Origin of the sequence: Caballeronia sp. INML3B, assembly GCF_023631305.1 — a bacterium.
Taxonomy (GTDB): Bacteria; Pseudomonadota; Gammaproteobacteria; order Burkholderiales; family Burkholderiaceae; genus Caballeronia; species Caballeronia turbans.
The window spans coordinates 17,732-36,805 of the sequence record NZ_JALQDI010000049.1; the positions used below are offsets into that span (position 1 = coordinate 17,732).

21 protein-coding genes and 1 pseudogene are annotated in these 19,074 nt (G+C 66.9%); 12 read left to right on the plus strand and 10 right to left on the minus strand.

The genetic code is table 11. From position 1 onward, the window contains the following. Positions 1-9: 9 nt before the first annotated feature. The 4 genes from NCS58_RS22335 to NCS58_RS22350 form a co-directional block, all read right to left on the minus strand. Positions 10-426, minus strand: coding sequence for an organic hydroperoxide resistance protein (locus tag NCS58_RS22335; RefSeq protein WP_061116475.1), 417 nt, complete (start codon positions 424-426; stop codon positions 10-12). Between the two features lie 36 nt (positions 427-462). Beyond that, positions 463-735, minus strand: a complete 273-nt coding sequence (locus NCS58_RS22340; RefSeq protein WP_061116474.1) for a hypothetical protein — start codon at positions 733-735, stop codon at positions 463-465. A gap of 56 nt (positions 736-791) precedes the next feature. Next, positions 792-1,010, minus strand: a complete 219-nt coding sequence (locus tag NCS58_RS22345; RefSeq protein ID WP_061116473.1) for a DUF4148 domain-containing protein — start codon at positions 1,008-1,010, stop codon at positions 792-794. 205 nt (positions 1,011-1,215) lie between these two features. Then, positions 1,216-1,755, minus strand: a complete 540-nt coding sequence (locus NCS58_RS22350) for a thioredoxin family protein (RefSeq protein WP_061116472.1) — start codon at positions 1,753-1,755, stop codon at positions 1,216-1,218. Positions 1,756-1,994: 239 nt separating this feature from the next. Between NCS58_RS22350 and NCS58_RS22355 the strand changes: the two genes are divergently transcribed. Genes NCS58_RS22355 through NCS58_RS22365 form a run of 3 tightly spaced genes read left to right on the plus strand, consistent with a single transcriptional unit; the run spans position 1,995 to position 4,193 of the window. Then, entirely contained in the window at positions 1,995-2,138 is a 144-nt protein-coding gene (locus NCS58_RS22355; protein WP_250477655.1) for a hypothetical protein, read from the plus strand. Further along, entirely contained in the window at positions 2,125-2,868 is a 744-nt protein-coding gene (locus NCS58_RS22360) for a response regulator (protein WP_061116471.1), read from the plus strand. The genes NCS58_RS22355 and NCS58_RS22360 overlap by 14 nt, the downstream gene beginning before the upstream one ends. Beyond that, positions 2,865-4,193: a HAMP domain-containing sensor histidine kinase gene (locus tag NCS58_RS22365; protein ID WP_061116470.1), complete on the plus strand. Its 1,329-nt coding sequence runs from the start codon at positions 2,865-2,867 to the stop codon at positions 4,191-4,193. Before NCS58_RS22360 ends, NCS58_RS22365 begins: the two co-directional genes overlap by 4 nt. 56 nt (positions 4,194-4,249) lie before the next feature. Here the strand turns inward: NCS58_RS22365 and NCS58_RS22370 are convergent, their stop codons facing one another. The 6 genes from NCS58_RS22370 to NCS58_RS22395 all read right to left on the minus strand — a co-directional run bounded on the left by NCS58_RS22370 (position 4,250) and on the right by NCS58_RS22395 (position 9,227). Further along, positions 4,250-5,017 (minus strand): glycosyltransferase family 2 protein, encoded by a 768-nt coding sequence (locus NCS58_RS22370; RefSeq protein ID WP_061116469.1) that lies wholly within the window; start codon positions 5,015-5,017, stop codon positions 4,250-4,252. Between the two features lie 61 nt (positions 5,018-5,078). Continuing rightward, positions 5,079-5,888: a 1-acyl-sn-glycerol-3-phosphate acyltransferase gene (locus tag NCS58_RS22375; protein ID WP_061116468.1), complete on the minus strand. Its 810-nt coding sequence runs from the start codon at positions 5,886-5,888 to the stop codon at positions 5,079-5,081. Next, positions 5,881-6,741, minus strand: a complete 861-nt coding sequence (locus tag NCS58_RS22380) for a MipA/OmpV family protein (protein WP_061116552.1) — start codon at positions 6,739-6,741, stop codon at positions 5,881-5,883. The genes NCS58_RS22375 and NCS58_RS22380 overlap by 8 nt, the downstream gene beginning before the upstream one ends. Before the next feature lie 5 nt (positions 6,742-6,746). Further along, a complete protein-coding gene (locus NCS58_RS22385; protein ID WP_061116467.1) occupies positions 6,747-8,075 on the minus strand; it encodes an NAD(P)/FAD-dependent oxidoreductase in 1,329 nt (442 codons plus the stop codon). 20 nt (positions 8,076-8,095) lie between these two features. Continuing rightward, entirely contained in the window at positions 8,096-8,812 is a 717-nt protein-coding gene (gene fabG, locus NCS58_RS22390; protein WP_061116551.1) for a 3-oxoacyl-ACP reductase FabG, read from the minus strand. Positions 8,813-8,966: 154 nt separating this feature from the next. Further along, the gene (locus tag NCS58_RS22395) at positions 8,967-9,227 is read right to left on the minus strand and encodes a phosphopantetheine-binding protein (protein WP_061116466.1); all 261 of its coding nucleotides are present in this window, start codon (positions 9,225-9,227) and stop codon (positions 8,967-8,969) included. 466 nt (positions 9,228-9,693) lie between these two features. Between NCS58_RS22395 and NCS58_RS22400 the strand changes: the two genes are divergently transcribed. The 9 genes and pseudogenes from NCS58_RS22400 to NCS58_RS22440 form a co-directional block, all read left to right on the plus strand. Continuing rightward, complete coding sequence (locus NCS58_RS22400) at positions 9,694-10,347, plus strand: hypothetical protein (protein ID WP_061116550.1); 654 nt, start codon at positions 9,694-9,696, stop codon at positions 10,345-10,347. A gap of 20 nt (positions 10,348-10,367) precedes the next feature. Further along, entirely contained in the window at positions 10,368-12,050 is a 1,683-nt protein-coding gene (locus NCS58_RS22405) for an AMP-binding protein (RefSeq protein ID WP_250538882.1), read from the plus strand. Positions 12,051-12,118: 68 nt separating this feature from the next. Next, complete coding sequence (locus tag NCS58_RS22410) at positions 12,119-13,027, plus strand: acyl-CoA synthetase (RefSeq protein WP_061116548.1); 909 nt, start codon at positions 12,119-12,121, stop codon at positions 13,025-13,027. Between the two features lie 4 nt (positions 13,028-13,031). Next, positions 13,032-13,616 carry an outer membrane lipoprotein carrier protein LolA gene (locus NCS58_RS22415; RefSeq protein ID WP_061116465.1) on the plus strand — a complete coding sequence of 195 codons (585 nt, stop codon included), beginning with the start codon at positions 13,032-13,034 and terminating at the stop codon, positions 13,614-13,616. 7 nt (positions 13,617-13,623) lie between these two features. Then, on the plus strand, positions 13,624-15,996 hold the full coding sequence (locus NCS58_RS22420) for an MMPL family transporter (RefSeq protein WP_061116464.1): 2,373 nt from the start codon (positions 13,624-13,626) through the stop codon (positions 15,994-15,996). Further along, the gene (locus NCS58_RS22425) at positions 15,993-16,805 is read left to right on the plus strand and encodes a polysaccharide deacetylase family protein (RefSeq protein WP_061116463.1); all 813 of its coding nucleotides are present in this window, start codon (positions 15,993-15,995) and stop codon (positions 16,803-16,805) included. The genes NCS58_RS22420 and NCS58_RS22425 overlap by 4 nt, the downstream gene beginning before the upstream one ends. 32 nt (positions 16,806-16,837) lie before the next feature. Further along, entirely contained in the window at positions 16,838-17,560 is a 723-nt protein-coding gene (locus tag NCS58_RS22430) for a bifunctional 2-polyprenyl-6-hydroxyphenol methylase/3-demethylubiquinol 3-O-methyltransferase UbiG (protein ID WP_061116462.1), read from the plus strand. A gap of 79 nt (positions 17,561-17,639) precedes the next feature. Further along, entirely contained in the window at positions 17,640-18,845 is a 1,206-nt protein-coding gene (locus tag NCS58_RS22435; RefSeq protein WP_061116461.1) for a beta-ketoacyl-[acyl-carrier-protein] synthase family protein, read from the plus strand. Next, positions 18,842-19,074, plus strand: a pseudogene (locus NCS58_RS22440) (3-oxoacyl-ACP synthase); the annotation flags it as partial. The gene NCS58_RS22435 and the pseudogene NCS58_RS22440, both read left to right, overlap by 4 nt.

The window sequence follows — 19,074 nt, forward strand, 5'->3', positions numbered from 1 at the left end:
TGAAATGCGTCAGACCACCGTGATCGTCACGTCGATGTTGCTCTTCAGCGCCTTCGAATAAGGGCAGGTCTGATGGGCCAGGTTCGCGATTTCCTCGGCCACCGCGCGCTCGATGCCCGGCAGGCTCACGTTCAGGCGCGCGCGCAGCAGATACGCTTCGCCCGCCAGGCCGAGGTCCACTTCCGCATCGACTGCGGTGTCGGCGGGCAGCCGAGTCTTCAGCTTCGCGGCGGCCTTGCCCATCGCGCCGATGAAACACGCGGACCAGCCCGCCGCGAGCATCTGCTCGGGATTGGTGCCCGCGCCCGCCGATCCGGGCGGCGAGAGTTTCACGTCGAGACGGCCATCGGTGCTCTTCGCATGGCCTTCGCGGCCTCCGACGACGCGGGTTTTGCCGGTGTACAGGACGGTGTCGATCTGGGTCATGATGCGTTCCTCGTGTGTGTTCGAAAGGTCAATGGATCAGTGATGCGCAAAGAGCCTGGCCGCGTCGTTCGTCGACGTGCCGCGCAAGCCCGATTGCGAGACCGTGTCGGTCATGCCGCCATACGACTGCATGGGCATCGCGGCGCTTTCACTGGCGATGGTCTGCGCGCTCACGCCGCGCTGCGAGGCGGGCGCGCCGGCGAGCGGGTCGTAGTGCGGCGCGGGACCGTAGCCGCTGCTGGCGAACGCGGAACCGGCGGCGATGGCGCTGACGGCGATGACTGCGGCGGTGACGAATTGCTTGATCATGATTGGGCCTCTATGAGTAATGTCCGTCGATATTCGGTAATAAGTTGACAAGCCGATCAGCTGCCCTGATACAGACTGCGCAGCGCGGCGATCTGGCCATCGCGCTGTGCCTGAACCAGTTCGCGCTTCACTTCGGCGCGGGTCTTGCCGGCGTTGTTCTGGCTCGCCACGGCCTGTTGGGTCTGCACGTTCACCGGGGTGTTCGGCACGGCGGCATGAGCGACACCGGCGACAGCGCTGGCGACGAGAGCGAAAGCAACGATGGTGGATTTCATGGTGTTTCTCCTTGAGCGGATCGATCGGTCAGTTAGATGAGTCACGGCACTCGGGCTTCGCGGTGTGCGTCTTGCGTTTCACTCGTGAGCCGTCGTTGTGTGTATTTGAAGCCCCGCAGGTATCTGGCTTGTGTCCGGGATGCGGGCCTTGTGCAATGTTTTGTATCGCGTGCATTCCAGATACATTGCGATACGGAACCCGGCTTCAGCGCTCGGCCAAAAGCTTCCGGATCGCCGCTTCGGTCTGCGCGTAATCGCCCTCGCCGACGTGCGTGTAGGCCACTTGCCCGTGCTTGTCGATCAGATAGAACGCCGGCCAGTACTGGTTGCCGTACGCGGCCCACGTCGCATAGCGGTTGTCCTGCGCGACGGGATACGTGATGCCGAAGCGCTCGATCGCGCGCTTCACGTTGTTCGTGTCCTGCTCGAACGGAAACTCGGGCGTATGCACGCCGATGACGACAAGCCCCTTGTCCGCATACTGCTGATGCCACGACTTCACAGCCGGCAGCGTGTTGACGCAGTTGCCGCACGCGAAGGTCCAGAAATCGACGAGCACGACCTTGCCGCGCAACTGCGCGAGCGTGAGCGGCTCGCTGTTGAGCCAGTTGTCGATGCCGGCGAATTCCGGCGCGGCGGTGAAATGAGTGCCGGCGCTTGCGGGCGTTGCGGCGTGCACGGGCGTGATGGCCGCGCAGGCTGCCAGGCCGGCGCACGCGGCAGCGTTCTTGATGACGGCGAGCATGACGAAGTCCTTTGAATGCGGTGGAGATCGGAGCGGCGCGTCATGAACCGGTCGCCCCGGCAGGCCGACGTTCGCATCGGCATGACCGCATTGGACTGCGCGCGCGTATCGCGCTTGTGTCGGACAAGGGCGCGCAGCGCAATGTTATGTGTCGCGCGACATGCGAGATACACTGCGATACAAAACTTCCGCTGAACCGCGCTATAACGCAGTCATCGCATCATCAGCGGGAGCTTCGAATGAAACGCATGCTGGCGGTGCTCGCCTTTCTCGCAGGCGGCATCGCGACGGAAATGGCCCATCCGGTTCAGTGTCTGCTGGTTAGCCCGAGCCGGGTGCAACTCAAGCGTCAACGACAACGATCCATCGATGGAAACCACTGATCACGTATTGATCGTCGACGACGATCGCGGCATTCGCGAACTGCTCGCCACCTACCTCGAAAAGAACGGCATGCGCGTGTCGCTTGCGGCGAACGGACGCCAGATGCGCGCGGTGCTGGAGCAGCAAGGCGCGCCGGATCTGATCGTGCTCGATCTGATGCTGCCCGGCGAAGACGGTCTCGTGCTGTGCCGCGAGCTGCGCGCGGGCAAGTACCGCGACGTGCCGGTGCTGATGCTCACCGCGCGCAACGAGGAAGCCGATCGCATTCTCGGTCTCGAAATGGGCGCCGACGATTACCTGCCGAAACCGTTCGCCGTGCGCGAGCTGCTCGCGCGCATCCGCTCGGTGCTGCGCCGCACGCGCATGCTGCCGCCGGGAATGGAAGTGAGCGAATCGTCGCAAATGCTGGCGTTCGGCGACTGGCGCCTCGACACGACCGCGCGTCACCTGCTCGATGCCGAAGGCACGATGGTCTCGCTGTCCGGCGCTGAATACCGGCTGCTGCGCGTGTTTCTCGACAATGCGCAGCGCGTGCTCACGCGCGACCAGCTCCTGAACCTGACGCAAGGACGTCAGGCCGATGCCTTCGATCGCTCCATCGATCTGCTCGTGTCGCGTCTGCGCCAGCGCCTGCGCGACACCGCCCGCGAGCCGCGCTACATCAAGACGCTGCGCAGCGAAGGCTATGTGTTCTCGGCGGAAGTCAAACCGGTCGAGTCTTCGCAATGAGCACGGTTTCACCCGCTTCCCTGCTGCACTGGCCGCGCACGCTGTTCGCGCGGCTCGCGCTGATTCTCGTCGTCGGGCTGGCGCTCGCGCAGACGTTCTCGTTCCTTCTGACGATGCGCGAACGCGACGATTCGATGACCCACATGATGATGGGCTACGTCGAGCGCGAAGTGGCGAGCTCGGTCGCGCTGCTCGATCATCTGCCGCCGGACGAGCGCAAAGAATGGCTGCCGCGGCTCGCGCGCCGCAGCTATCAATTCATCCTCGGGCCGGGCGTGGCCGGTGCGCCGCCGGATGCCGCGTTGTCGGAGCGCTTCGCGCGTTCCATCGGCGAAGGCATCGGCAAGCGCTATCCGCTGACGGTCAATGCCGTGCCCGGCGACAAAGAGCGCTTTCAGGTGCATCTGCGGCTGTCGGACGGCTCGCCGCTCACCATCGACATGCGTCCGATGGTCGGCATGCCCTTATCCGGCTGGTTGCCGCTGGTACTGGTCCTGCAACTGATCGTGCTCGGCGCGTGCTGCTGGCTCGCGGTGCGCCTCGCGACGGGCCCGCTCAAGCGCCTCGCCAATGCCGCCGATACACTCGGCCCCGATCTCAAGGCCGAACGCCTGCCCGAATCCGGGCCGGAGGAAGTCGCGCGCGCCGCGAAGGCATTCAACGCTATGCAGGACCGCGTTTCGACATACATGACCCAGCGCATGCAGATTCTCGCGGCGATCACGCACGATCTGCAGACGCCGATCACGCGCATGCGCCTGCGCGTCGACGTGATGGACGACGAGTCGACCGGCGCGAAGCTCCAGCAGGACCTGAAGGAGATGGAATTGCTCGTGAAGGAAGGCGTGACCTACGCGCGCACGTTGCACGGCACGAACGAAGCGCCGCGCCGCATCGATCCGGATGCGCTTTTCGAAAGCATCGTCGACGACTACCTCGATGCCGGGCAGTCGGTGACGTTGCGCGGCAGCATCGGCGGCGCGCTGATGGCGCCTCCGCAGGCGTTGAAACGTGTCGTGGGCAATCTCGTCGATAACGCGATCAAGTATTCCGGCGCGGCGGAGATCGAAGTCTGCACGCGCAACGATGGGCGCGCCGTCATTGCCGTGCTCGATCGGGGCCCGGGCATTCCCGACGAATCGCTGGAGGCGGTGTTCGAGCCGTTCGTCCGGCTGGAAGGCTCGCGCAACCGGCAAACCGGGGGCACGGGGCTCGGGCTCGCCATCGCGCGGCAACTCACGCTCGCGATGGACGCCTCGCTGACGCTGCATCATCGCGAAGGCGGCGGCCTGGAAGCGCGTCTCGTGTTGAAGAAGGCGGCGTAACTCGCGCGAGACCGTATCGCGTTCGCGATGAGCGCGACGTCACCGATCCGCGCCGATCATCGCCCCGACAGGCGTCTCGCGATGAGCAGCGGCAAGCGCAGCACGAAGCCGAAAAAAAGCCGCGCATGCATCCACGTGAGCAGCAGGTTGTCGCGGCCATAGTGGAAATGCGAGACGCCGCCCTCTGCCGGCGTGAAGTAGCGCACGGGCGCGTCGAGGTTGATCGGGCGCACGCCGCGCCAGCACAGACGCACCACCGCCTCGGGATCGAAGTCGAAGCGGCGCATCCACGTTTCCTTTCGCATCAGCGCGGCGAGCGGCTCGATCGGGTAGACGCGAAAGCCGTACAGCGAATCGCCAATGCCCATCCAGAGCGTCTCCAGATTCGCCCAGCCGTTCGAGATGCGCCGGCCCTGCACGCGCAATTGCGGCGCGCTGGCGTCGAATCTCGGGCGGCCGAGGATCATCGCGTCCGGCGCGCGCATCGACGTTTCCATGAACGTGCTAATCAGCGCGGCGGGATGCTGGCCGTCGGAGTCCATCGTCAAAGCGTGAGTGAAGCCGAGTCTCGCGGCTTCGTCGAGGCCCGCGAGAATCGCCGCGCCCTTGCCGCGGTTCTCCGGCAGCACGATCACGCGCAGGCCCGGATCGGAGTGCGCCATCGCGGTGAGGCGTTCGGCGCTGCCGTCCGTGCTGCCGTCGACGACGACCCAAACGGGATTCCACTGCGCCCGCGCGCCGCGCACGGTTTCGTCGACTTTCTCGCCGGGGTTGTAGCTCGGAATGAGGACGAGATGCGTGGACGATGCGCGTGTCGAAGGCATTGAGCAAAGCGGGGAGCAAAAGAGATACGACGAATTCTAACGTCTGCCGGCGCGGCGGCTTTCAGTCGCGCGAACGATGCGGGTCGAGTTCGCCCGCATAGAAACGCTGCAATTCGGCGATGAACGCCTGCAGCGCGGCATGATCGCGGCCCGGCGGCGCGAAGCGGCGGCCGAGCGTCACGCGGTACGTGATGGGCAGTGCGGGCTTTCTGAAGATCTGCCAGCCCTTGCCGAGAAACCCCGAATCCGTCTCGATGATGAGCGTCTGCACCGGCACCTGCGCGCGCCCCGCGATCAGCGCGATGCCGCCCTTCAGCGGATTCACGGACGCGTGCTCCGTGCGCGTGCCTTCGGGAAACAGCAGCAGCGGAGCGCCGCGCTGCAATTCGGCGACGGCGGCGCGAATCAGTCCGACCGGCGTATCGTTGACGATATAGCCCGCGAGCAGCGCGCCCGGCCCGAGAAACACGTTGCTGGCGACATCGCCCTTCATCACGCAACACGTATCGGGCACGCGCGACGCGATCAGGAGCGCGTCGAGCAGGCACGGGTGATTCGGCGCGAGGATCATCGCGGACTCATTTGCAAGCGAGTCGAGCCCGGAGAGATCGAAGCGGCATGCGCCGAGCGTGCGCAGGAGCACGAAGTAACCGTGCCACACGCGCTGCACGACGGTGCGCCCGACGCGCCGCCCGGCATCGGCGGAAAGCACGCGCCGCAGGATCGACGCGAACGGAAACCACGCGAGGCACACGAGCGCGAGCACGACGAGCGCGAAATAGAACGCCACGCATTGCCACGCGGCTTCGAGCGTCCGGCGAGGCGACGCCCTCTCGCCCGCGCCGCCGATTTTCCGATGGGCGTCACTCATCGCTCGCCACCATTTTCGACGACTGCCCGAACACCCACGCCACCGCCACGCCGCCCGAGAGCGCGCTCTTTTGCCCGACGAGCGGGCTATCGCCGAAGCTCGCGCCGGCGAGGTTCGCGTAGCGCATGAACGCGCCGACCCAGTAACGGCTGAAGCGCCGCGACATCGACACGAGCGCCTGCGTGCCCGCGTAGCCACCGTGCGCCTGAAACGCGGGACGGCCGGGCGTCGCGTATTGCGGGGCGACCGTGTAGAAGTGGTCGCTGTATTTGCCGTCGGCGAACATCGGCCCGGCAAGCATGCCGACGCGCAGCCCCGACACGCCCGCGACATCGATCAGATCGAGATTCAGGTTCGGCTCGAACTGCCAGCCGACCGTCTTCGGCGACGATTCCAGCGTGATGCCCATGCGCACCGGCAAGCGCAGATCGAGCAGCGTGTCGCGCGATGGCGAGCGCCACAGGTGCACTTCCATCGACGGGCCGATTTCGATCGTCGGCTTGAGATCGGGCATCCCGGCGCGCGCGTTGTCGTCGCGGCTGGAAACGGGCAGCGAGCCGAGCAGGCTGATATTGAAGTTGATGCGGTCGGTGTCGAGCAACTGGCCGCGCACGCCGTCGCGATCGGCGCGGAAGAACTTGCCGCGATAGATCACGTAGGGGAACGGAAAGACCCACGCGCGCGTCTGGTCCGAGCCCGGATAGTGGGGAAACGCCGCGACGCCCATGCCGAGGCCGAGCTCCCACAACGGCTTGCTCGGCGGCGGCGCTTCACCGGCGCACGCTGCCGTGCTCGCGACGAGCAACAGCAGGGGCAGCAGGCGCGCAAGAAGCGACGAGCGAAATCCCGGCATCGTGATCAATTGGCCGAAAGCTCCGCGCGTTTCGCGTCGCTCAGATTGCGGCGGCGCTGGCGATAAGCGCGCAGCGAATTGCGCCAGTCGAGCGCGGCCGAGACGTAATAGATGCCCTTGAAGGCGCGCAGCGAATGCCAGATCGGCGTCGTGCCGAAAATATCGCCCGCGAGCAGCGACAACAGCGCTTCCTTCATGCGCAGCGGGTTTCTCGGGCCCATGAAGAGATTGCGCATCGTGGGCGAGGTCATGCGGTAGATGAACCACGAAAACTCGCGCGGGCCGTGGCGCACGTCGCGGTCGAACTTCGCGAGCGCGGCTCGCGCGCTGGCGGGATTTTTCAGCGCCGTGTCGATCGCTTCGGCGCCCGCGAACGCGCTCTGCATCGCGAGCATCACGCCGGACGAGAACACCGGGTCGATGAACGCGAATGCGTCGCCAAGCAGCAGGAAATTGCGTCCGTGCGTCATGTCGCCGGTGTACGAGTAGTTGCCCGTCGCGTGGACTTCGCTGATCAGCTCGGCGTCTTCGAGCCGCTCGGCGAGCGGCGCGCACAGCGCGATGGTGTCGCGGAAGAACGTTTCGACCGACGTGCCCTTCGGACGCCGCTTCAGATACGCCGGCCACACGACCGCGCCGATGCTCGTCGCGCCGTCCGCGAGCGGGATGAACCAGAACCAGCCGTGCTCGAACCAGAACACGGTGATGTTGCCTTCATTCTGACCGACGTTCCGGCGGGCATTCCTGAAATGGCCGTACAGCGCCGACGAATTGTGGCGCTCGTTGCGGCGCTTCGTCTTGAAATGATTGGCGAGCAGCGTATCGCGCCCCGACGCATCGACGACGAAACGCGCGCGCACTTCCTCGATGCGGCCATCGTCGTGCTCGGCGCCGATCGTCGCGCTGGAACCATCCGGCGCGAACACGACGTCGCGCGCGCGGCAGCCTTCGCTCACATGCGCGCCGTGCTTCGCCGCGTTGCGCAGCAGGATCTCGTCGAGCTCGGAGCGGCGCACCTGATACGCGCTCGGCATCGACTTGTCCCAGGCATCGGCGAAGAGAAAGCGTTGCATGCGGTCGCCGTGTTGCGGCGATACGAACTCGGCTGCGAGCTTGACCATGCCGATCGCGCGCACTTCATCGGCGACGCCGAGCCGTTCGAAAAGCCGCAGATTCGCCGGCAGAAGCGATTCGCCGATATGAAAGCGCGGATGCCGCGCCTTCTCGAGCACCCGCACGCGATAGCCGCGGTCCGCAAGCAAGGTCGCCGCCGTCGAACCGGCGGGTCCGCCGCCGATCACCGCCACATCCCAGGTTTGAATCGCTTCGCTCATTGCGCTCCTTTCGATCCGATTCACGCGATTCCGCCGTTGATCGACAAAACCTGTCCCGTGACATAAGCCGCCGCGTCCGACACCAGATATGCGACCATGCCCGCGACCTCCTCCGCCGTGCCCGGGCGCTGCGCCGGCACCAGTTGCCTGATGCGCTCGGGCGGAAACGCGTTGCCGAGCATCGGCGAATCGACGACGCCGGGCGCCACCGCGTTCACCGTGATGCCGCGCGATGCAAGCTCCTGCGCGAGCGCGCGCGTCGCGCCGATCAACCCTGCTTTGGCCGCCGCGTAATTCACCTGCCCGCGATTGCCCATCAACCCCGAGAGCGACGACATATTGACGATGCGTCCCCAGCGCGTGCGGATCATCGGCATCAGAAGCGGCTGCGTGACGTTGAAAAAACCGTCGAGCGTGACGTCGAGCACGCGTTTCCATTGCTGGCGGGACATGCCGGGCATCGGCGCGTCGTCGTGGATGCCCGCGTTGTTCACCAGAATCTGCACCGGGCCGTCGGCGAGGATGCGCGCAATCGCGGTATCGGTGGTGTCGGGATCGGTCACGTCGAAGGCGATTGCATGCGCCGTGCCGCCCGCCGCGCGAATGGCTTGCGCGCAGCTTTCAGCGCGCTCGATGCCGCCGTTCGCGTGGATCCAGACTTCGTGCCCGGCCGCGCCCAGCGTCCGGCAGATGGCTTGTCCGATCGCGCCGCTGCCGCCTGTCACGAGCGCGCGCATGGCGTGGCTCCCGTCATCGATTGCATTGCACGTTTCCGTTTCGATGTTGCGCGGCCGCACCGGCGAGCGCACGAGCGTGCGCGTCGTTCAGTTCCGATGCGGCGGATTTCACTTGCATGACAGCGGCGGGCAGCGCATGAAGCCGCGGCCCGCCTTATCGTGTGCGATGCGCGGCGACGTGCGCCGCAAGCGCGCCGAGGCTCGCGAAGATCGTCTCGTTGTCCGGATCATCCGAGCGCAGCTCGAAGCCGTATTTCTTCGAGATCAGGAGCGCAATCTCCAGGATGTCGATGGAATCGAGCCCGAAGCCTTCTTCATACAGCCGTGTATCGGCCGAAACCGCCTTGGGATCGACATCCTCGAGATTCAGTTCGGCGACGATCAGCTCGGCCAGCTCTCTTTCCAGTTCATTCATCGTATGTGCGGACCCGCGCAAAAACGCGCGTCAGGGGCGGCTCGAAAGACGTACGCCCCGGGTTCTCCGCACGCCGCCGGCCGCCTGTTATCGAGATAATTGCGGTGGCGAAATTCTAGTCGAAGCCCTCCGGGGCGCCTAGTAGGAAAGGTAACCGGCCGAAAGGCGTGCAGCAGCACGATATTTCCGAGGAAAATCAGCCGTTTCGCCGCCGGGCGGGCCCCTGCGCCGGTAGGGTAAAATTCGCCGGTCTGACGAATGTAAGAGCATCGAACAAACGGTTACAGACCGGTCGCGCACCCGCGCGGGAAAATGATCGTCAGGCAGGCGACTGCCGAGTTTTTGTTCATTAACCGAGCGTTCTGGCAAGAGCGCCGCAGCCGCAATCCATGTTGCATACCTTTTTCCTTCGATCCGCGTCTTTCAACCGGCCTTCATGTGCGTCGCGCGACGCGGGAGCGCGCCGATGAGCGCGGTCGGCTTCGTTCGCGCGGCGGGCGTCGCGGGCGCGATCGCCGCTTATCAACTTGCCGCGCACCATGCCGCTTCCGCGCCGGGCGCACACGGGCTGGGTCTCGCGCTCGTCCTGGCGCCAATCCTGCTCATCGCGCTGAACGCCGCGTTGCGCTCGCCGGCGCGTCCGTGGCTGGTGCCGCTCTGGGCGCTCGCATGTACCGGGTTGTGGCTGGCGCGCGCGCCGCTCACCGCGCATTTCGGCTGGGGCTTGTGGGCCGAGCACGCGAGCTTCAATGTCGCGCTCGCGTGGATGTTCGGCCGCACGCTCGTTCACGGCCGCGAGCCGCTTTGCACGCAATTCGCAACCATGGTCCACGGCAAGCTCGAACCCCGTGTCGCGCGCTATACGCGGCGCGTCACGGCGGCGTGGACGGTCTTCTTCGTCGCGACCGCGGTCGTGTCGACGGTGCTGTTCGCGTGCGCATCGATCGTCACGTGGTCCACGTTCGCCAACTATCTCGCGCTGCCGCTCGTCGGGCTGATGTTCGTCGCCGAATATGCGTGCCGCCGCATCGCGCTGCCGGACATGGAGCCGTCGAGCATCATGGACGCCATTCGCGCCTACACCCGTTCGATGCAGATGCGTCGCAGCGGGGCGCAGTAATGTCGTCGAACTCATCGCACATGCAGACCTTTCCGCTCGTTTTCCATTCGTCGCCGGATCAGACGATCGCCTGGCGCGACGGTGCGCCCGTCACCGTGCGCGCGTTTCTCGCCGACGTGCGCGCACTCGCCGATGCACTGCCCGAAGGTCAACACGTGTTCAACGTCTGCACGGATCGCTATCGCTTCACGGTGAGCCTGTGCGCGACGCTCGTCGCGGGCAAGACGAGCCTGCTGCCTTCGACGCATACGCCCGACATGGTCCGCGCGCTCGCCTCGTTCGCGCCGGACGCGTTTTGCCTGCACGACAACGACGATTGCGCAATCGATCTGCCACGCTTTCGATATCCGCAAACCGGCCCGTCCGACGACGCGGCGCGCGAGACGGCTGTCCCGCACATCGACGGCGCGCGCGTCGTGGCTTACGTGTTCACGTCGGGTTCGACCGGCGTGCCGGTGCCGCATCGCAAGACGTGGGGCTTTCTCGTGAAGAACGTGCGCGCGGCGGCGGCGCGTCTCGGCCTGCTCGGCGAAGCGCGCGCGACGCTCATCGGCACCGTGCCGCCGCAGCACATGTACGGTTTCGAATCGACGGTGCTGCTCGCGCTGCTCGGCGGCCTCGCGTTCAGCAACCGCCAGCCGTTCTATCCCGTCGATATCCGCGCCGAACTTGCGGCGGTGCCCGAACCGCGCGTGCTCGTCAGCTCGCCGATTCATCTGCGTGCGCTGTTCGCGAACGAGGAAGCGTTGCCGCGCGCGTCGCTCGTGCTGTCGGCGACCGCGCCGCTTTCCGAGAAGCTCGCGCGCGACGCCGAAGTGCGCCTCGGCGCGCCGCTCATGGAAATCTACGGCAGCACCGAAACCGGCCAGATCGCGACGCGCCGCACCGCGCGCACCGCCGCGTGGGAACTGTTTCCGGACATCGCCTTGACGCCGCGCGCCGACGATGCCGGCGAGCAGACCGTCTGGGCCTCGGGCGGCCACGTCGAAGTGCCCGTGCCGATGGGCGACGCGCTCGAACTCATCGACCGCACGCATTTTCTGCTGCACGGCCGCAAGGCGGATCTGATCAACATCGCGGGCAAGCGCACGTCGCTCGCGTATCTGAATCATCAGCTGAACGCGGTGCCCGGCGTGATCGACGGCGTGTTCTACATGCCCGACGAAAGCCCCGCCGACAGCGAAGCCGTGCGCCGTCTGACGGCGCTCGTCGTGGCCCCGGAACTCGCGTCGGCGGATCTTCAGCGCGCATTGCGCGAGCGTATCGACGCCGCGTTCATGCCGCGCCCGCTGCTGTTCGTCGATTCGCTGCCGCGCAACGCAACCGGCAAGCTGCCGCGCGAAGTGCTGACGCAACTGATCGAACGGGAACGCAACCGCAAGGCGGCGCTGACCTTTACCGTGCCGCCGGGACACCCCGCGCTCACCGGGCATTTTCCCGGACGCCCGATCGTGCCCGGCGTCGTGCTGCTCGATCACGCGCTCGACGCGATCGGCTGCGCGCTCGGAAAGAGCTTCGGCGCATGCAGGATCGAATCTGCGAAATTCCTGAGCCCGGCCGAACCGGGCGAAGTGCTCGACGTTGCGTACGAAACGTCCGCGAGCGGCGCGATCCGCTTCACGGTTCGCGCCGGCGCTCGCACGGTGGCGAGCGGCGCCGTCGGCATGATCGACAACGACCGCCGGGACACGCAAGCATCGTGAACAAGCCGCGCAACCGCGACGACTGGGCTGACCGCCAGGAACGCAGCAACCTCGCGCTGCTGCGTTTCATGACGTGGGTGTCGCTGCGCTTCGGGCGGCGCATCGGGCGCGTGTTGCTGCGGATCGTCACCGCGTATTTCGTGGTGTTCGCGCCGCGCGCGCGGCGTGCATCGCGCGCTTATCTGAATCGCGCGCTCGGCCGGCACGCGGGCTGGCGCGATGGTTATCGGCACGTATTCTCGTTCGCGTCGACGATCCACGACCGCATCTATCTGCTCAACGAACGCTTCGATTTGTTCGATATCCGCACGCATGGCGTCGAGGATGTCGAGGCCGCGCTCGCGGGCGGACACGGCGCGTTCCTGATGGGCGCGCATCTCGGCAGCTTCGAGGTGGTGCGCGCGATCGGGCGGGCGCAGCCGCATATCCGCATCGCAATCACGATGTACGAAGAAAACGCGCGCAAGATCAACGCGATTCTCGCCGCCGTGAATCCGGCTGCGCATCACGACGTGATCGGACTCGGCAAGGTCGATGCGATGCTCAAGGTCCGCGAGCGGCTCGATGCGGGCGCGCTCGTCGGCATTCTCGCGGACCGCACGCTGCGCCAGGCCGGCGATGCCCTGAAGGAACGCGAGTTCCTCGGCACGCCGGCCGCGTTTCCGCTCGGGCCGCTGCATATGGCGGCCGTGTTGCGGCGTCCGGTCGTCTTCATGACGGGGCTGTATCTCGGCGGCAACCGCTACGACATTCACTTCGAAACGCTCGCCGATTTTTCGAAGGTCGGGCGCGGCGAGCGCGCCGCCGCCGTCGATGCCGCACTCACGCGCTATGTGGCGCTGCTCGACAAATATTGCCGGGCGGCGCCGTACAACTGGTTCAATTATTTCGACTTCTGGCAGACGAACGCCGCGCAGGAACCGGGGCAAGCGCGCACGGCCGGTGCGCGCCTGCGGGAAGTCGCGAGGGATTCCTGAGCTTATGCGAGCTTTTTACGCGGCGCTGGCCGCCGCCGTTCTTTGCGTCACGTCGACGCTGGCAGTTGCCGCCGACGCATCCTGGACGCTCGATCGCCTGATGAACACGCTCGGCGCGAAAAAATCCGGGCGCGCGCATTTTACCGAAACGCGTTATCTGAAGATCGCGCAGGAGCCGCTCGAATCGTCGGGGGAACTGGTGTTCGTCGCGCCCGATCATCTGGAAAAACACACGGCCAGCCCGAAGCCGGAGAATCTCGTCGTCGACGGCGACATGCTCACCGTCGATCGCAACGGCCGCAAGGTGACGATTCCGCTGCGCAACTATCCGGAATTGGGCGCGTTCATCGAAAGCATTCGCGCGACGCTTGCGGGCAACCGGTTCGCGCTGGAAAACGCGTACACGGTGTCGATCGACGGCAAGGGCGACGACTGGACGATGACGCTCGTGCCGACCGATTCGCGCATGAAGCAGAAAGTCAGCTCGATCACGCTCGCGGGCACCGGCGCGGCGCTCGCGCGCGTCGAGATCAGACAGGCCGACGGCGACCGCTCGCTGATGCGCCTGCAAGACGCGTCGGCGCACTGAACCCGGCATGCGCGCGGTTTCGCGGTCCTTGCGCCAGCCTGCGATCATCGTCTGGCTGTGCTTTCTCGCGGTTTGCGCGGGCGTCATCGCGCGTACGCACTTTTCCGCCGATCTCTCCGCTTTCCTGCCGCGCGCGCCCACCGAGCAGCAACGCGTGCTCGTCGAGCAATTGCGCGACGGGCTCGTCTCGCGGCTGATTCTCGTCGGCATCGACGGCGGCGACGCGACCGGACGCGCCGATGTCTCGCGCAACGTCGCGGCGAAGCTGCGCGAGGACAAGCGCTTTTCCGCGATCAACAACGGCGAGCCGGTCGGACAGGCGCGCGACGAACGCTTCGTTTTCGAGCATCGCTATCAGTTGAGCCCCGCAGTGACGCCCGAGCGTTTCAGCGTGGCCGGCCTGAAGGACGCGCTCGCCGACAGCCTCGATCTGCTGACCTCTTCCGCCGGCATGATGACGAAGGACTTGCTGCCGCACGACCCGACCGGCGAAGTCACCGCGCTCGTCAGCCAGCTGGACAGCGGCGCGCAGCCCGCCATGCAGGACGGCGTGTGGGCATCGCGCGACGGCCGGCGCGCCGTGCTGCTCGCGCAGACCGCGAGCGCCGGCTCCGACACCGATGCGCAAGCCAGCGCGATCGCCGCGATCCGCGAAGCGTTTGCGCACGCTGCGCCGGGCGCGTCGCCGTATCGCCTGCTGATGACGGGACCGGGCGTGTTCGCCGTCGATACGCGCGACACGATCATGCGCGACGTGCGCTGGCTGTCGGCGGCGAGCATCGCGCTGATCGTCGTGCTGTTGCTGGCGGTGTATCGCTCGGTGCCCACGCTGCTGCTCGGTTTGATGCCGGTGCTCTCCGGCGTCGCGGCGGGCGTCGCCGCCGTGAGCCTCGTGTTCGGCACGGTGCATGGGCTCACGCTCGGCTTCGGCACGACGCTGATCGGCGAGGCCGTCGATTATTCGATCTACCTCTTCGTGCAGTCGGCTGGGGTAGAGCGGCGCGAATCGCTGAAAGACTGGGTCGCCAGCTTCTGGCCGACGATCCGCCTCGGCGTGCTGACGTCGATCTGCGGCTTCGCATCGATGCTCTTCTCCGGCTTCCCGGGTCTCGTGCAACTCGGGCTGTATTCCATCGTCGGTTTGTCGACGGCTGGCATCGTCACGCGTTTCGTGCTGCCGCATGCGTTGCCGCAAAACTTTGCGATTCGCGACGTCTCGCGCCTCGGCAAACGGCTCGCGCGTTTCGCCGCTCATGCGTCGCGCCTGCGCGCGGCGCTCGCCGTGTTGCTCCTCGCGGCGGTCGCCATCTTGCTCATGCACCGACACGGGCTCTGGAGCCAGGAGCTGTCCGCGCTGAGCCCCGTTCCGAAAGCGAGCCAGGACCTCGATGAACGTCTGCGCGCCGATGTCGGCGCGCCGGACGTGCGCTATCTCGTCGTGGTGTCGGCGGCGAACGAGCAGGCGGCGCTCGAGCGGGCGGAAGCGGTCGCGCATCAACTTCAGCCTCTGGTCGATGCGCACGTCATCGCCGGCTATGAAAGTCCGGCGCGCTATCTGCCGAGCGACGCCGCGCAACGCGCGCGGATCGCGAGCCTGCCTTCGGCCGCGGATCTGCGCACGCGCCTCGCAGCCGCGCTGCGCGACCAGACGATCCGCGTGAAGCCCGAGGTCTTCGAGCCGTTCATCGCCGATGTCGAAGCGGTCCGCGCGCAACCGCCCCTGCGCCGCGCCGATCTGCAAGGCACGTCGATGGCGCTCGCAGTCGATTCGCTTCTCACCGAACGCGACGGCCGCTGGACCGCGATGCTGCCCTTGCGCGCGGCCGAAGGCCCGGAATTGCAGGCGCAGACAATTCGCGCGGCGGTGGCGGCATCGCAGGTGCCGGACGCGCTTTTCGTCGATATGAAAGCCGAAGCGGACCGCCTTTATCAGAACTACGTGCGCGAGGATATTCGCCTCTCGCTCGGCGGATTCGCCGCGATCGTCGTGCTGCTCGTGCTCGCGCTGCGTTCGCCGGTGCGCGCGGCGCGCACGCTGGCGCCGCTCGTCGCGGCGGTGATCGTCGTGATCGCGGGACTCGCGCTCGCGGGAAAGTCGCTGACGATCCTGCATCTGATCGGCATGCTGCTGATCGTCGCGGTCGGCTCGAACTACGCGCTCTTCTTCAACTATCGCGCGCACGCGGGCCGCGACGCGATTTCCCCGCAGACGCTCGTGTCGCTCGTGATCGCGAATCTCGCGACCGTGCTCGGCTTCGGGCTGCTCGCGCTGTCCAGTGTGCCGATGCTCAAGACTTTCGGCCTGACGGTCGGCCCCGGCGCGATCCTCGCGCTCCTGTTCTCGGCGATCCTCGCGCCGCGTTCCGGATTCTCGCGATGAACCCGCCCGGCCAGCCGCGCCGCTGGACCCCGACGCCTTTGATCGGCGGGGCGGCCGCCGTGCACGCTGGCGCGCTCGCGGCGCTCGCCGCAGCGCCCGCGACGTGGCCGTGGGCGGCAGGCGGCGTGATCGCGTCGCACCTCGCGTTGACGGCGGCGGGACTCTGGCCGCGCAGCGCGCTGCTCGGCCACAACTGGACGACGCTGCCGGAATCGGCGGGCGCATGCATCGCGATCACTATCGACGATGGACCCGATCCCGAGGTCACGCCGCGCGTGCTCGATCTGCTCGACGCGCATCGCGCACGCGCGACGTTTTTCTGCATCGGCGAGCGCGCGCGGGAACATCCGCGCATCGTCGAGGCGATCGTCGCGCACGGACACGCGGTGGAGAATCACAGCCAGCGGCATCGGCATACCTTTTCGCTGATGGGACCGGGCGCGATGCGGCGCGAGATCGACACGGCGCAAACGACGCTCGGCGACATCGCGGGAACGCGGCCGCTCTTCTTTCGCGCGCCGGCTGGATTGCGCAATCCGTTTCTCGAACCGGTGCTGTGCGGTCTCGGGCTGCATCTCGCGAGCTGGACGCGGCGCGGCTTCGACACGCGCACGGGCGATGCGGCCCTCGTCGCGCGGCGCTTGCTCGACGGGTTCGGCGCGCGCGACATCCTGCTCGTCCACGATGGCCACGCCGCGAAAGACGCGAACGGCGCGCCCGTCGTGCTGGCCGCGCTCGACACGGTCTTGCGTGCGGCGGCGGATCGCGGACTCGCAACCGTGACCTTGCGCGAGGCGATCGTGGGCTAGACTGCACGAGCCCTTCCCTCGATCCCGCCCGCATGGTGCCGAACGCGCTCATCGAAACCGCCAGCCGCCCGTATCGCGCGGCGGGCCGCTTTGCGTGGCACTTCGCGTCGGCCAAGCTGCGTCACGATCCGTTCTTCGCCTACATCCTCGCGCACGGCCTGATTCCCGATGGCGCGCGCATCCTCGATCTCGGCAGCGGTCAGGGTCTGCTCGCCGCGTGGCTCATCGGCGCGCGCGCGTGGCATCGCGATCACGCGGATCAGGCGTGGCCCGCGAACTGGCCCGCGCCGCCCGCGCCGCAATCGATCTACGGCATCGAACTGACGCCGCGCGACGTCGACCGGGCTCGAATCGCGTTGCGAGGGAATGAGGCGCGCGTTCGCTTCTTCTGCGATGACATTCGCGTGACGCCGTTTCCACAGGCCGATGTCGTCGTCGCGTGCGATGTCCTGCATTACGTCGATTCGAACGCGCAGGAAGCCGTGCTGCACCGCGTGCGCACGAGTCTCGCTTCGGGCGGCATGCTTCTGCTGCGTGTCAGCGATGCCGCCGCGGGCTGGCGCGCGAGCGTGGATCGCGCCGTCGATTTCGGCATGCAGCTCGCCCGTTCGGGACGCACCAGCGGATTGACGGTGCGCAGCGAGGCGCAATGGCTCGCGCTGCTCGGCGAGCTGCGCTTCGATGTGACGATCTGTCCGATGGGCAACGGCACGCACATGGCCAATCGTCTTTTGATTGCAAGGACCGCCGGCTGACGCGCGTCCGGGCAGAAAGACCCGTTTGTTACAATTCATCCCATTCGAAACCCGCCGCACATTGGGAATCCAAGCCGTAGTGAACCCTCTTCTGCTTACGCATTTCACCGCCACGAGCTGCGCGGGCCGTGGCCTCGAAGCGACGCTTGCCGCGCTGTCGGCGGCACGCAGCGGACTCGCCCCGTGCGATTTCCAAGGCGCCGCGCTGCGCACGTTCACGGGCCGCGTCGCCGGCATCGAGGACGCGCCGATCCGTGCGGAGCTCGCCGAATTCGACTGCCGCAACAACCGCCTCGCACAACTGGCGATGACGCAGGACGCCTTCGACGAACGCGTGCGCGAAGCGATCGAACGATACGGCGCGCAACGCATCGGCGTATTCATGGGCACCAGCACGGCGGGCATTCTGGAAACCGAGCTCGCCTACCAGCGGCGCGACGCGCAAACCGGCGCGCTGCCCGCCGACTTCAATTACGCGACCACGCACAATCCCTACTCGCTCGCCGGCTTCGTGCGCGCGTACTTCGGGCTGCGCGGACCGGCGGTGTCGGTGTCGTCGGCGTGCTCGTCGGGCGCGAAGGTGTTCGGATCGGCGCGCCGCATGCTCGAAACCGGCCTGATCGATGCAGCCGTGGTCGGCGGCGTCGATACGCTCTGTCTCACGACGCTCTACGGCTTCAACTCGCTCGAATTGCTCGCGCCCGGACCGTGCAAACCGTTCGACGTGAAGCGCGACGGCATTTCCATCGGCGAGGCGGCGGCGTTCGGCTTGCTCGAACGGGACGCGGCCGGCCACGCCGATGACGACACGATCCGCCTGCTCGGCATCGGCGAATCGAGCGATGCGTATCACATGTCGTCGCCGCATCCCGAAGGACTGGGCGCGCGCATGGCGATGGAACAGGCGCTCGCGAGCGCCGGCCTCGATGCAGGCGATATCGGCTACGTGAACCTCCACGGCACCGCGACGCCCAGCAACGACGCCGCCGAAAGCCGCGCGCTCACGAGCCTCTTTTACCGCGTGCCGTGCAGCTCGACCAAGGGCGCGACGGGTCACACGCTCGGCGCGGCGGGCGCGCTCGAAGCGGTGATCGCGGCGCTCGCCTTGCGGCACCAGATGATTCCGGCGGGCGCCACCACGAGCGAGCCGGACCCCGCGCTCGGTCTCGATTACGTGCTCGAAACGCGCGGCGCACCGTTGCGCGCGGTGCTCTCCAACTCGTTCGGCTTCGGCGGGACGAACTGCAGTCTCGTGTTCGGGCGCAAGGGAGCGGGCTCGGCATGACTCCATTGCTTGCTTATATCGAAGGCGTCGGCATGATCGGGCCGGGACTCGCCGACTGGCCTCATGCCGCCGACGTGCTGGCGCAGCGTGCCGCACGAGTCGCCTCGCAGACCGTGCTGCCCGCGCCGGCGAGCCTGCCGTCCGCCGAACGCCGCCGCACCGGGCCGGTCGTGCGCGCGGCGCGCGCGGCCCCGCCCGCTGCGGCGTCTCGACGCCACGCAGTCCATCC

Excerpts from the sequence above, each read along its gene's own strand:
- NCS58_RS22375 (WP_061116468.1), bottom strand. The coding sequence starts at position 5,888 with ATGAGTGACGCCCATCGGAAAATCGGCGGCGCGGGCGAGAGGGCGTCG.
- NCS58_RS22360 (WP_061116471.1), top strand. The coding sequence starts at position 2,125 with ATGGAAACCACTGATCACGTATTGATCGTCGACGACGATCGCGGCATT.
- NCS58_RS22365 (WP_061116470.1), top strand. The coding sequence starts at position 2,865 with ATGAGCACGGTTTCACCCGCTTCCCTGCTGCACTGGCCGCGCACGCTG.
- NCS58_RS22385 (WP_061116467.1), bottom strand. The coding sequence starts at position 8,075 with ATGAGCGAAGCGATTCAAACCTGGGATGTGGCGGTGATCGGCGGCGGA.
- NCS58_RS22380 (WP_061116552.1), bottom strand. The coding sequence starts at position 6,741 with ATGCCGGGATTTCGCTCGTCGCTTCTTGCGCGCCTGCTGCCCCTGCTG.
- NCS58_RS22395 (WP_061116466.1), bottom strand. The coding sequence starts at position 9,227 with ATGAATGAACTGGAAAGAGAGCTGGCCGAGCTGATCGTCGCCGAACTG.
- NCS58_RS22400 (WP_061116550.1), top strand. The coding sequence starts at position 9,694 with ATGAGCGCGGTCGGCTTCGTTCGCGCGGCGGGCGTCGCGGGCGCGATC.
- NCS58_RS22370 (WP_061116469.1), bottom strand. The coding sequence starts at position 5,017 with ATGCCTTCGACACGCGCATCGTCCACGCATCTCGTCCTCATTCCGAGC.
- NCS58_RS22405 (WP_250538882.1), top strand. The coding sequence starts at position 10,368 with ATGCAGACCTTTCCGCTCGTTTTCCATTCGTCGCCGGATCAGACGATC.
- NCS58_RS22340 (WP_061116474.1), bottom strand. The coding sequence starts at position 735 with ATGATCAAGCAATTCGTCACCGCCGCAGTCATCGCCGTCAGCGCCATC.
- NCS58_RS22410 (WP_061116548.1), top strand. The coding sequence starts at position 12,119 with ATGACGTGGGTGTCGCTGCGCTTCGGGCGGCGCATCGGGCGCGTGTTG.
- fabG (WP_061116551.1), bottom strand. The coding sequence starts at position 8,812 with ATGCGCGCGCTCGTGACAGGCGGCAGCGGCGCGATCGGACAAGCCATC.
- NCS58_RS22430 (WP_061116462.1), top strand. The coding sequence starts at position 16,838 with ATGGTGCCGAACGCGCTCATCGAAACCGCCAGCCGCCCGTATCGCGCG.
- NCS58_RS22415 (WP_061116465.1), top strand. The coding sequence starts at position 13,032 with ATGCGAGCTTTTTACGCGGCGCTGGCCGCCGCCGTTCTTTGCGTCACG.
- NCS58_RS22335 (WP_061116475.1), bottom strand. The coding sequence starts at position 426 with ATGACCCAGATCGACACCGTCCTGTACACCGGCAAAACCCGCGTCGTC.
- NCS58_RS22425 (WP_061116463.1), top strand. The coding sequence starts at position 15,993 with ATGAACCCGCCCGGCCAGCCGCGCCGCTGGACCCCGACGCCTTTGATC.
- NCS58_RS22350 (WP_061116472.1), bottom strand. The coding sequence starts at position 1,755 with ATGCTCGCCGTCATCAAGAACGCTGCCGCGTGCGCCGGCCTGGCAGCC.
- NCS58_RS22420 (WP_061116464.1), top strand. The coding sequence starts at position 13,624 with ATGCGCGCGGTTTCGCGGTCCTTGCGCCAGCCTGCGATCATCGTCTGG.
- NCS58_RS22345 (WP_061116473.1), bottom strand. The coding sequence starts at position 1,010 with ATGAAATCCACCATCGTTGCTTTCGCTCTCGTCGCCAGCGCTGTCGCC.
- NCS58_RS22355 (WP_250477655.1), top strand. The coding sequence starts at position 1,995 with ATGAAACGCATGCTGGCGGTGCTCGCCTTTCTCGCAGGCGGCATCGCG.